Origin of the sequence: Croceicoccus pelagius, assembly GCF_001661915.1 — a bacterium.
In the GTDB taxonomy this organism is placed as follows: domain Bacteria; phylum Pseudomonadota; class Alphaproteobacteria; order Sphingomonadales; family Sphingomonadaceae; genus Croceicoccus; species Croceicoccus pelagius.
Genome location: NZ_LYWY01000021.1, coordinates 17,395 through 28,604, shown reverse-complemented (window position 1 = coordinate 28,604; position 11,210 = coordinate 17,395). Strand labels below are relative to the sequence as shown.

15 protein-coding genes are annotated in these 11,210 nt (G+C 57.2%); 5 read left to right on the top strand and 10 right to left on the bottom strand.

What is annotated here, in order from left to right; genetic code table 11:
- Positions 1-145 precede the first annotated feature (145 nt).
- The 4 genes from tnpB to A9D15_RS04490 form a co-directional block, all read right to left on the bottom strand.
- Positions 146-472 (bottom strand): IS66 family insertion sequence element accessory protein TnpB, encoded by a 327-nt coding sequence (gene tnpB, locus A9D15_RS04505; protein ID WP_216634362.1) that lies wholly within the window; start codon positions 470-472, stop codon positions 146-148.
- Between the two features lie 38 nt (positions 473-510).
- Positions 511-966, bottom strand: a complete 456-nt coding sequence (gene tnpA / locus A9D15_RS04500; protein ID WP_066760572.1) for an IS66-like element accessory protein TnpA — start codon at positions 964-966, stop codon at positions 511-513.
- A 570-nt stretch (positions 967-1,536) separates the two neighbouring features.
- The gene (locus tag A9D15_RS04495; RefSeq protein WP_066762268.1) at positions 1,537-2,463 is read right to left on the bottom strand and encodes a cation diffusion facilitator family transporter; all 927 of its coding nucleotides are present in this window, start codon (positions 2,461-2,463) and stop codon (positions 1,537-1,539) included.
- Complete coding sequence (locus tag A9D15_RS04490) at positions 2,460-2,897, bottom strand: hypothetical protein (protein WP_066762265.1); 438 nt, start codon at positions 2,895-2,897, stop codon at positions 2,460-2,462. The genes A9D15_RS04495 and A9D15_RS04490 overlap by 4 nt, the downstream gene beginning before the upstream one ends.
- A 140-nt stretch (positions 2,898-3,037) precedes the next feature.
- Here A9D15_RS04490 and A9D15_RS04485 point away from each other — a divergent pair, with 140 nt between their 5' ends.
- From A9D15_RS04485 to A9D15_RS04475, 3 genes are all read left to right on the top strand, one after another.
- Complete coding sequence (locus A9D15_RS04485; protein WP_066762262.1) at positions 3,038-4,453, top strand: alpha,alpha-trehalose-phosphate synthase (UDP-forming); 1,416 nt, start codon at positions 3,038-3,040, stop codon at positions 4,451-4,453.
- A 141-nt stretch (positions 4,454-4,594) separates the two neighbouring features.
- Positions 4,595-5,059, top strand: coding sequence for a DUF305 domain-containing protein (locus A9D15_RS04480; RefSeq protein ID WP_082924260.1), 465 nt, complete (start codon positions 4,595-4,597; stop codon positions 5,057-5,059).
- A complete protein-coding gene (locus tag A9D15_RS04475) occupies positions 5,056-5,562 on the top strand; it encodes a DUF6692 family protein (RefSeq protein WP_066762256.1) in 507 nt (168 codons plus the stop codon). Before A9D15_RS04480 ends, A9D15_RS04475 begins: the two co-directional genes overlap by 4 nt.
- A 163-nt stretch (positions 5,563-5,725) precedes the next feature.
- Here the strand turns inward: A9D15_RS04475 and A9D15_RS04470 are convergent, their stop codons facing one another.
- The 5 genes from A9D15_RS04470 to A9D15_RS04455 form a co-directional block, all read right to left on the bottom strand.
- The gene (locus A9D15_RS04470) at positions 5,726-6,268 is read right to left on the bottom strand and encodes a DUF421 domain-containing protein (RefSeq protein WP_066762255.1); all 543 of its coding nucleotides are present in this window, start codon (positions 6,266-6,268) and stop codon (positions 5,726-5,728) included.
- Positions 6,268-6,459 carry a hypothetical protein gene (locus A9D15_RS16420; RefSeq protein WP_156521644.1) on the bottom strand — a complete coding sequence of 64 codons (192 nt, stop codon included), beginning with the start codon at positions 6,457-6,459 and terminating at the stop codon, positions 6,268-6,270. Before A9D15_RS16420 ends, A9D15_RS04470 begins: the two co-directional genes overlap by 1 nt.
- Before the next feature lie 46 nt (positions 6,460-6,505).
- Positions 6,506-7,087 (bottom strand): DUF1989 domain-containing protein, encoded by a 582-nt coding sequence (locus A9D15_RS04465; protein ID WP_066762252.1) that lies wholly within the window; start codon positions 7,085-7,087, stop codon positions 6,506-6,508.
- A complete protein-coding gene (gntA, locus tag A9D15_RS16175; protein WP_156521645.1) occupies positions 7,084-7,773 on the bottom strand; it encodes a guanitoxin biosynthesis heme-dependent pre-guanitoxin N-hydroxylase GntA in 690 nt (229 codons plus the stop codon). The genes A9D15_RS04465 and gntA overlap by 4 nt, the downstream gene beginning before the upstream one ends.
- An 831-nt stretch (positions 7,774-8,604) precedes the next feature.
- The gene (locus tag A9D15_RS04455) at positions 8,605-9,114 is read right to left on the bottom strand and encodes an MgtC/SapB family protein (RefSeq protein WP_066762248.1); all 510 of its coding nucleotides are present in this window, start codon (positions 9,112-9,114) and stop codon (positions 8,605-8,607) included.
- A gap of 189 nt (positions 9,115-9,303) precedes the next feature.
- On the opposite strand from A9D15_RS04455, the gene A9D15_RS04450 reads away from it, so the two are divergent.
- Together A9D15_RS04450 and A9D15_RS16170 are read left to right on the top strand one after the other, a co-directional pair.
- Positions 9,304-9,945 carry a cytochrome c oxidase assembly protein gene (locus tag A9D15_RS04450; RefSeq protein ID WP_082924257.1) on the top strand — a complete coding sequence of 214 codons (642 nt, stop codon included), beginning with the start codon at positions 9,304-9,306 and terminating at the stop codon, positions 9,943-9,945.
- Entirely contained in the window at positions 9,942-10,592 is a 651-nt protein-coding gene (locus A9D15_RS16170; RefSeq protein WP_082924256.1) for a cytochrome b, read from the top strand. Before A9D15_RS04450 ends, A9D15_RS16170 begins: the two co-directional genes overlap by 4 nt.
- On the opposite strand, the gene A9D15_RS04445 is transcribed toward A9D15_RS16170, so the two are convergent.
- Positions 10,516-11,184 carry a c-type cytochrome gene (locus A9D15_RS04445; RefSeq protein WP_172807463.1) on the bottom strand — a complete coding sequence of 223 codons (669 nt, stop codon included), beginning with the start codon at positions 11,182-11,184 and terminating at the stop codon, positions 10,516-10,518. The genes A9D15_RS16170 and A9D15_RS04445 overlap by 77 nt on opposite strands.
- Between the last annotated feature and the right edge of the window lie 26 nt (positions 11,185-11,210).

Here is an 11,210-nt window from a genome sequence, read left to right as displayed (position 1 = left end):
CAGGCGCTCGACCTCATCGCGGAATGTCTTGAGAGTATCGAGCTCACGGGCCTGTTCGAGCACGAGCGCTCGCAGCGCTTCGACGTCTTCAGGCAGGTCCGCTTCTATCAGCATGGAGACACTGAATCAGTGGTGCGGTATCCCGTCAAGCGGCAATCTGCGGTGCCTTCGGGCGACGTCCGCCGTGGACACGCCGCCAGTCCAGGCCCTCCAGCAAAGCGCCCAGTTGTGCCGCTGTAAGGCGCATTACACCATCGCGGATGCCGGGCCACTTGAAGCCGCCCGTCTCCATCTTCTTGGCCATCAAACACAGGCCCGTGCCATCCCACCAGATCATCTTGATCCGGTCGGCTCGCTTGGCCCGGAACACATAGATCACGCCGGAATAGGGCTTGCCGCCATACTCGGCGGCCACCAGTGCCGCGAGCGAGTCCGGTCCCTTGCGAAAGTCCACCGGGCGCGTTGCGACCATCACCTTTGCGCCAGTACCCAATGGACCAACGGGCCCGATCATCGCGTCTCTCGCAGCGCAGTGATCACTGCCGAAATCGTGCCCGCATCCGCTCCGCACCCGATCTTCACCGTGATCCCGTCCACTTCCAGTTCCACCGTACTGGCCTTGCCGCGGCGTCGCCGTCGTGTCGGCTTGTTCCTTGGTGCCGGATCGGGATCGGGCATCGCATCGATCACCGCCGGAACGAAGGTCTGCTCCGGCTTTGCAGTCTCAGGAACTATGAGACCGTGTTCTTCCATCTGCGCACGCAACTGGCGACGCCAGGTGAAGAGTTGTGAAGGAACCAGGCCATGACGGCGCGCGACCGCGCTCACCGACTGCATCCCCGAATAGCTCTCGGCGACAATCGAGGCCTTCACCTCCGGCGGCCAGTCCCGACGCTTGCCCGCGCCGGTGAAGACCTCAAACCGCTGAACACCGTTAGTGCCAGTATCGTCACATGACATCGTCATAGCACCAACGCCCCTCCCGCAGATCAGGGCGCGGAAACTCGACGCTTCAGATCAACGGCGCAAGGTGGGGACGCGACAGCGCTTACACTATTACCGTGGGGGTGTCAAGATGACCTGTCGGCCCGCTTAAGCAGTGTTCTCGGGAAGGCGGCTAGCAAAGGCCGCATTCTCGAATCTTTCCGCACCGAGATCAAAAAATGCCAGTTGCAAGCATACGGCCCGCATCTGGAAGGGATGCCTAGCTTCGAATCTTATCCTAACGCCGCAATTCTCACAGTATTCTGCCCTATGATCGGCCTTGCGCTTTCGCTTGTAGGTTTAGCGCAATTTTTTGCTGTGGGGAGCTCACAGACAACGCTTTGGCAAGCTACACGTTTATTGACAGCGTGGAGGATAAATCCGCAGACGCAGGACTTTCCTCCAAGTGAGGCAGAGCGCGCCAGACCGCTCATCGACGGCTTCGATCGCAACTTGACCGCAAGCTTGTTTCCTCGCTCGCCCAACACAGCAGCGCCTAAACCTGGCAACTCCGTCAAAATCAATTTGGCCTAGAATCGAAAATGCTATGTGCTAGCCAACGTCTTCCCGACGCAACATCTCTGGCGGGGAGAAAGACAAACGGGCGAGACGCCATGATGGATCTTCTCCCATAAGTTCCTCGAGATCAGGCAAGTCGTCCGGTGGATGAATGCCTTCGACGGTTCCTACAAGATAGCGTCCGGATTCCCGCAGGCGGACATTACCGCTTGGCCAAATGCGCTGGAGACGCTGTCTCAGCCGCTCTGCTTCGGGCGAAATGCACGAGCCGGTGAGATCGCGTGGCGCTCCATCCAGGAGTTCCGCTGCCGCTTTGCCCATATTAGAAAGCCCATCGCGCAGGATCGAAAAGGCAATGAACAAGGCCGCTGCGCTATCAGCCCACCAATAACCGAAATAGATGCCTAGAATGCCTACAATGCCGGCAAGGCCGGTCTGCCAGTCAGCCTTTTGCATCAGTGCATCGGTGTGCAACACCTTGTCATACAGCTGCTCAGCCACCGGCAGTTTCAATCGTCCGATGATTACTGGAACCACGATCGAATAGGTCAAGGCCGCAATCATCAACCAGCCCATCCAGATCGAATGGCCGCCAATCTTGACCGGGGCGACGGTGGGATGCTCCGCCATCAGCAAGGTCATCGCACTTTCGTACAACAAGAAGACGCCGACTGCAGTCAGGGCAACCGCCGCGACGAGAAAGGCAAGGCTGTTTACCCGCACGAATCCAAAAGGATATTTATCTGTCGGCGATTTGGGCTCGAACTGCGCGGCGATCAGGAAGGTGATCGCCGGGACCAGGCTGAGGATGTCCTCGAAAAGGGCCGAGCGCATCGCTTGGCTTCCTCCCATTGTAAGGAACATCGCCGCTATGACCGTGCTCATCCAGAACAAGGTCCACCATTCCAAGCGTTTGGCGCGGCGGAACGGCTTACGGATTTCTTGAGGCAGACGGTTCACGGTATTTCCCTTTGCACCATCGTGATCCAGCCATTTTCGCCGTTGCGAAAAGCGAAGCGAGGCACGCGCTCATCCTTTCCCACGATCTTGCGCCTTCCCATCGGGGGGCCGAGATGGACATTGGCAGACCAGGGAGAGGATTTGGCGAAGCGGCCATAAACAAGGTCGATCCGCCCTTCCTCAAGATCGGTCAGCAATTGTTCGCCCGCTCCCTGCCGGATATGCACGGTGGCATGGGTGCGCTGCGCGACACGGCGCAGAATTTTCGCCGATTGATCCGATAAATTATCGCCTGAAATTTGCCCTACGATGAGCTTGCCGGTCCTTTCGACCCTTTCCGTCGTGCCGGCCGGATCGCGCGGAAGATCAGCGCATGCGGCAGTCGCTGCGAAAAGGGAGCAGAACAGGCCCCATCGAAAAATCACCGGTTGCATGGCGACTTAACGCCTTCGAACGTTTCCGGGTCCCCCGCTGGCACCGGAACCGGCCAGTTTGGGCACTGCGTTGAACATTCATCCCGGAAGTCTCGAAACCAAGCCGCGTTGCTTTCGTTAGGATTGCAAAAGGTGGAAAAATGCCCCGATTGATCGTCGTTTCAAACCGTGTCGCAGATATTCATTCGTCAAATGCTGCCAGTTCGGGCGGGTTGGCGCTGGCCATGGGCGGAGCCCTCAAGGAAGAGGGCGGCGTCTGGCTGGGCTGGAGTGGAAAGGCTATCGACAAGGGCGACAGCCCGCCGCACTTCGAAACCGTCGGCAAAGTCACGGTGGCCCGCATTGATCTGTCCCGGCGCCATGTGGAGGAATATTACAACGGTTACGCCAACAGAACGCTTTGGCCACTGTTTCACCATCGCACCGATCTGACCGCCTACGAACAATCCTTTCGCGATGCCTATCTCGATGTGAATCGCACATTCGCCCACGCCATTCGCTCATTCGTCCAGCCTGACGATGTGATCTGGGTTCAGGATTATCACCTTATTCCACTGGGGCGCGAATTGCGCGCGCTCGGCGTCGACAATCGCATCGGCTTCTTTCTCCATATACCCTGGCCGGCAATGGAGCTTTTCATAAGCCTGCCTCAACACGCTGATCTGGTCTGGTCGTTATTCGGCTATGACCTAGTCGGCTTCCAGACAGAGAAGGACCTCAAGGCCTTTTGCGATTATTTCGAGACGGAGTTGGACGCTCAGCCGGACGAAGATGGGTTGATGGACCTGTTCGGAAGACGCTTGCTTGCGCGCAGCTATCCGATCAGCATCAATCCTGCCGAGATGGTGGAATTGGGCCGGTCGGAGAAAGCGCAGGAAAGTTTCAGGCGCGTCTGCGAAGGCAATGCTGGACGGAAGATACTGCTGGGCGTCGATCGTATCGATTACTCCAAGGGTCTGCCGCACAAGTTTGCCGCTTTTAGCCGCTTTCTTGAACGTTTTCCTGAACGCCGCGGAACTGCCAGCCTCTTGCAGATCGGTCAGCCCAGTCGAAGCCTTGTCGAGGAATATCAGGATCTGGGCGACGAACTGGTGGCCGAGGCGGGACGGATCAACGGCCGGTTCGGTAAGCTGGATTGGACGCCGCTAGCATATCATACCCAGTCATACGGACGCGATGCGCTGGCCGGTATCTACCGGGCTGCGGATGTCTGCCTCGTCACGCCCCTGCGCGACGGGATGAACCTTGTCGCAAAGGAATTCGTCGCGGCGCAGGATCCCGAAGATCCGGGTGTCCTGATCCTCTCGCGCTTTGCCGGTGCGGCCGAGCAGTTGACCGAGGCGATTCTCGTCAATCCCTATGACAAGGAGCAGTGCGCCGAGACCATTGCGCAGGCGATCGACATGCCGCTGCCCGAAAGGATTGAGCGCTGGCGCGCATTGAACGCCACCATCAGCCGGTCGAGCCTGTCGGCGTGGAAGGATGACTTCATGCGTGATCTAAGAGCGTTGAAGGATCAACGGAACGAAGCTGCTTCGGGTGTCTTCTCGTTCTGACGACAAAATTTGGCGGAACCCTCACGTATTCCGCCCATTGATAGGGAACCAAACTCACCGCGAACGCAGGAAAGGATCAGCCTGATGGCAGACGCGCAACCGGAAAAGAGCCCGGACGGACCCTATTGGAAATTCATGGCGATGATCGCGACCAGTACTGCGGTCATGTTCGCGCTGATGTATCTCAACACGTTCAGCATCGACCATGTTTTCTGGAGCGAAACGCGCTTCTGGATGGCATTCGTGATGGGCGCGGCCATGATGGTGATCATGCTGCTGTTCATGTGGGGCATGTACAAGAACCCCAAGAAGAACTTCATCATTCTGGGCGTGGCGGCATTGGTTTTCGCTGGCGCGCTGTGGCTGGTGCGCAGTCAGACGACGGTGACGGGTGTCGAGTACATGAGGGCCATGATTCCACACCATTCCATCGCGATCATGACAAGCGAGCGTGCCCATATCCGCGATCCGCGGGTGCGCAAACTGGCCCATGACATCATCGTCGCGCAGCGACGCGAGATTGCGCAGATGAAATATCTCATCGCCGAAATCGAGAAGAATGGCGTGCGAACCACCGAACGCATGCCAGAGGAGGTTGCCCGATGAAACGTCCCTTCTTGCACTCCGTACTGCTGGGTGGTTTGGGCCTGGCTCTGGCCAGTTGCAATCAGAATACCGCCACCGGGAATGACCGCAAAGCGCAGCTTGAACCGGAACCATCTCCGGCGCCGATCGAGGGGGCTGCAGCCGCCCTCGCCAATGTAGAGACGGCGATTGTGAAGCCTGAAACAATGAGCAATGCAGATATACAGGCGCTTGGCGGCAATGGGGGCAAGTGCGAACTAATCCTGACCGAGGTCGCATTCCCTTCGTTTCTGTTTGAGCCAGGCAAGAGCGGAGCCATCAAGCTGAACGGCAAGCTCATCCCCCTGAAAGCCACTGCCGAGGACCGATATGAGGACGGCGGACTTGTCGTGGTCCTGCGTTCGGTCCACGAAGAGGGGAATGCCGGAAGTCCGGGCATGGAGATGATCGTTGCTCCACCCGGTGCTAATGACGAACTCGGCTATCGTGGCTATGCACGTTGTTATAACGGCGCCGCCGCATGAATACGCCCCAAACCGCCCACTTTAAACTGGCGGCAAGGGAATAGCAGTCAGACGGTGCTCGCGTCGTTTATGTTTCTTGCCCCCGGTCCAGATTATATGAAAGGCTAGGTCCTTCATCCTAAAGGCGGCATAATCGTCAGCGGATGAGCTTCCCGCGATCTGATCAATGGCGACGTTCCGCCGGCACGCCACCTATCTCGCGTATCGCATTCCTATTGGTCCGGCTATCGCTGTGCGCGATGACTGAGAAAGACGCATCATTTTCGAGCGCAATCCAGTCGACTTGATCAAGGTCGGTAAATCCCGCTTTTCTGACCGCAGCCAGCACCTCTTTTCTCGAGATGCGTTCGGTAGCCATCCCGTCATCGAGGAAGCGTCCACGGTCGAAGAGCAGCGTGGGCGGAGCTTTGACTGCTCTGGCTACCAAAGGCGATTTGCGCGCCAAAAATGTCAGGCCGTATTGGAGCACCAGCAAAAGAGCGATCGAAAGCGCTCCCTCGGCGAGTATAATATCCTTGAGCAAGATCGTCGAAGCTGTGATTGAACCCAATGCTACCGTTACGATCCAGTCGAAATTGTTCATTTGCGAGGTGGATCGCTTGCCCGAAAGCCGGATAAAAAAGATGATCAGAAGATAGATTGCCGGCACGATGACAGCGATCCTCAATAGAGACTCAATCGTGTCAGGAAGAAAAATATGCCGCATCAAGCCTTTGAATGACCGGTCGCGACATTACCATCTCGTCTATCTTGCACTGGATAATCTTCGGGCACAACTTCGCCCTCTTTGCGCACTTCGTTATAAAGCTGGCTGTTGCGTTCGGGACGGTCAGTCGCGGGAATATGGGAAGGGTGGCGGTCGGGCCGCACCCTTTCGAACTTTTTGTCGGAAGTCATGATGTGATCTCCTCAGTTGGCTGTAATGCTGCAACGAAGCGATCGCTCACTCGATCCGATAATCTATTGGTTTGAAGGCTCCCCCGTTGCTGGCGTAAGCCGAACAGGCCGTGAGGCCTATGATAAGGTCCATCTCGGCCCTAAACGTGATTTTAGCGCCCGGATTACTAATGGGCGGATCAACCGAGATTTTCCCATCGGACCGGACCGGAACGTTCATGAAGCAATTAAAAGCGACCGGTATATCATCCTCGGTAATACCCCAAGGCGCCAGAGCCTCGGCCAGATTACCAAAGCAGCCACGATGCTCCGGCTTATCGGGGTAGAAATGACGAAACGTGTCCCTGCTGCACGGAGTTAGCAGGAAATCGTGGCGTCCCACCGTATCTTCTATGATTTCCAGCATGGGTTGTGATCGGTTGGACCAGAGTCGATTTCCCACGCTCAACCGGATCATTTCTTCATAATCGAAAGTGCGACCATTTGAGAGCACTTCTCTAACGTCGTCGCGCGAAAACGCCAGAAGGTCTGCAACCTGGCATCCCGCAGGATCCACTACGGTCAGTGATTGCCCCTTATCCAATAATAACGCGGTTCCAGATCGAGGTTCGATGCGGGTCAGTTTCATTCCGGCTCCTGCACTGAGGCGCGCTTGTCCCGAAACGGACAAGCCCAATCATCTTCGATCAAACGTCCAGAATATTGCCGCGCCTCGCTATTCTCGCCGTGGCGGGCAAGCATCGGATTGATCGTTCCGGAAAGATCCCTGTCACGTTCGAGGATGGTTTGCCTGATGCGCTCATATCGCTGTTCTTTGCGCAATTGCTCAAATTGATCATGCAGATTGAACACCAATGCGGGCCGTTCGAATCTGCGGGCGGGCCTGCTAGCGCGCGGATGCATTCCTACGACAAAGAAAGCCTCTCCACCAAAACTCAGCGAAAAATGCGGATCGTTTGGATCAGGACTGACACGATTGTCATAGGGCTGCTCAAGCCAAGCGTCCTTATCGGCAAGCGACTGGATGCGCTCCCACATCGCTGCTTCGAAACTCCTTTCGTCGAGATCCTCGTTCTCCTTGAAAATAAAGGCGAGGGAGCGAAACAGTCCCGGATCATTTTGATAATCAAATGACCAATCCAGCAATTCGCGATGTATGCGCACATCGTCCCAATTGCTTGTCATTGACCGGCAGACGCTAACCTTTAGCGTCCCTTTCGAAAGCGCGCTTTTCGCTCCCACACAAGGAAAGTCGCGATCTCGAATGAAATCCTCGAATTGGGTAGCAATTTTACGATCTATGTCGGCTGTCATCAGCATCATCCCAATTACTGGCCCAAGGCCATTATTTAAAATCCCTCCAATTCAAAATGTTCCGGGGCATTGCGCCGTATTTTTTCTGAGATTAGCGACTGGCGGCCATGACTAGGCGTTGAAGTGCGCGACGATTGAGGGATGGAGTGGGCCGTCAAAATCCAATCGATCCAGACCTGCCCGGTTCAACACGTGCAGGGGCCCAATCGCGCCGATCCAAACTACCCCTCGGATTCCAGCCAGCGAAACGTGTAGTCGTTCACTCAATTTGCAAGCATGTACGGTGAGATCAACGATCCGAACCGTTGTGAATACGCCGCGCGCCATCGAAAGCTCTGCAGGCACTGTAATCGCGGGCATGTGCGGCCTCCTAGGGATCGAAAATTGCTTCGTTTTGTCAGATTTGGAAACCTGCGCTAACCGGCCTATCTTTCCACTAACGATGGTCAAATGCACCTTCTACAGAGCCCGTTCAAAGAACGTTTAGTCGTGCGGAAATAGTTTCTATCTAGAGATGCGCGTGTTCTTCTCAGCTCTCCTCAAGTGATTACAGGGTTCATCGAGATATGAATAACGGGGCACTGAGAAATGAGGGGCATGTGTGGAAGACCCTTGCGGCGCAAAGGCCTTTGTTTAGCGAATAGCACTGGTCGGGTGCATCCATGTGTTCGCAGCAGGCGCAATCTGTGGCATGCGCCGCACACGATTACACCCGCCATCATAGGCGAGGCTCCTTTAATCGCTTTGGTGCGTTTGCCGCATAGTGCTGCAAAAACGCGTCCATCTAGAGCCGCGCGTGTTCTTCTTCGCCCTCTCAAGTGGCTATCGGTTTCACCGGCTGGTCGAGCGATTGGCGCATTGATCGGTGTTGGCTACTTTGCCGAGCTTGCGGTCTCTGTCTTTGGATTCGACAACACGGAGGATCGTAAGCATGATCAGGCTTATCGCGGCAGCGATGGCGACCAGCGGCCACTGCGCAGCGCCGCAGGCGATGCCAATTACCGCCGCGAGCCACAGATGCGCGGCGGTGGTGAGGTTGTGCACCTGACCCTTGCTGAACACGATTAGCCCGGCACCGACAATTCCTATGAAAGCGCCCGCAGCCTCATAGACGCGCAGGGGGTCCATGCGCTGCCCGCCCAGTTCGTTATAAAGCGCCACGATCGATACGGTCATCGAGGCGGCGGAAAAGCATATCAAGCCATGTGTTCGCATACCTGCGGCATGGCCTCGCAGTTCTCGGTCGAGTCCCAGCAACAGCCCTATAAATGCTGCAACGCCAAGACGCGAGAGGAGGTCCCAGTCGAACCAGTGAACCAGAACGGGGTCATTGAGCTCCATCGCCTTCTCCTAGCATCAGGAGTCAAGCGCATGATGGACATGGAAAGTTCCGGAACCCTGTGGCACAACTGCGCATTTCTCCGATGCATGCAACGCGTGAGGTGAGATTTGCCAAATTGGCTGCCCTATTGCGGTGAAGCGCCGCTCCCTGCGGAATGGCTCTCGCGCTGGAATCTGGCTCCAGAGCTTATGCTTCTCGTTGCCGGACTCCTCGCGGCGATCTATTCTCAACGACATCGGTTGCAGGTAGGTCCTGCAATCGGGGCGGTGGGCTTGATTGGCTGTCTCTATATTAGCCCTTTTTGTGCCCTGGGTTCAGCGTTGTTTGCCGTTCGGATCGTGCATGATGTGGTGCTTGTGTCGGTGTTCGCCCCACTTGTCGTGGCGGCACTTCGACTCGAGCGTCTGGCGATTCACGGATCGCTGGTAGGCTGGACCGTGATCCATGTGTTGACTTTCTGGCTGTGGCACGCGCCGCCGTTCTACGAAGCAGCTATGAGTAGCGATGCAACGTTTTGGGCGATGCAGGTGAGCATAGTTGCTACCGCCGCTTTATGGTGGGCCAAAGTGTTCCGCGCACCTGCCCCTGCAGCCACCACCGCGCTGCTCGCGACATTGGTCGCGATGGGATCGCTGGGGGCATTACTCACATTCGCCCATCGCGCCCTTTACGCGCCGCATTGGCTAACCACGCAGGACTGGGGCCTGTCTCCGCTGGAGGATCAACAGATCGCCGGCATCGTCATGTGGGCGCCAGGGAGCCTCGTCTATCTCCTTGCCGCGCTGACAATCGTATATCGCTCTCTTGGTACACGGGCCGCAACCATATGAAGTTGCATCGCCTCGTCCGCAGATGGGCTCAAAGCTATACGAGGATCGGCAAATATTCGCCGGTCGGCGTATGGTTTCATTGGATCATGGTCGTGCTAGTGCTGTATCAACTTGCCTCTGGTTGGCTCATGTCGCGCTATCCCGTCGGTGGAAGCAAGCTTGCCACTTACGAGTTGCATAGCGAGCTGGGCCTGTCGATCCTGTTACTCGCCATCCTGCGCTTCGCCTGGCGGCTGTTCGTTCCTAATCCGATAAACGACGCCCAAGCTCCGGAATGGCAACAGACAGCCTCCCATCTGACGCAATATCTGTTCTACGGCCTGTTTGCCATGTTGCCATTGTCCGGTTGGGCGATGTGGTCGGCGATCCAACCTGTCGAGCCGCTCCGAATCGGGGGGGTGATCGCAATCCCGCCGATGCCATTCCACACCCTATCACCCGCCTGGCAGTTCCAGGTCCTCGATTGGGCAGAGAGCCTGCATGTACTCGGCGTCGTTGGTCTGAGCCTGCTCGTGCCGCTACATGTGGGGGCAGCGCTCAAGCACCATTTCTGGGACCGCGACGATGTGGTCAGGGGCATTCTACCAGAAATCCGGGACGATGAGACCGCCCCGGACCATACGCAATATACCCCGCGAGTGGGCTGATCTCGTTGTCTCGCAGTTTGCCGGCAGCATCATGCATGACCTTCAGCGGATCGCCGAACCGCTCGCCCGTGCGCCAGCGACGCAGTTGTTCTGCGGTGTAGGCGGCGCTTTGTCCGACCAGCGAGGGGTTGCCGGCGCCGACGCCTTCGCCCTCCTCGCCATGGCAAGACGCACATGAGGCGAGATCGCGATCGGGAATGCCGTTGTGATAGATCGTGGCCGCATCGCCGAACGTGCAGATGTCAGCATCGTTCACGCGTTCGGTGTCCGGAATCGGCATCCCGGCATAGAATGTCGAGACCGCCAGCCGGTCTACTTCGTCCAGCCGACTGGCAAGCCAAGTCATTTGCGGATGACGCCGCTGACCATCAGCATAGAAGCCCAGCTGCCGGACGAGATAGCCCGCATCGATCCCCGCGATCCGCGGCACCAAGGCGCCATCTCCGCCACCATCAAGTCCGTGGCAGGTGTGGCATGCCGCCTGCGGACCGGCGTCGCCGCCTGACAGCGCGATAAGCTCCCCCGTATTGTCGAAGCGACCGTCGACCGGCGCGGGGCTGCACGAGGTGAGCGAACCAATCGCAGCGATCAACGGAAACGGGCGGAAATCCATCGTCT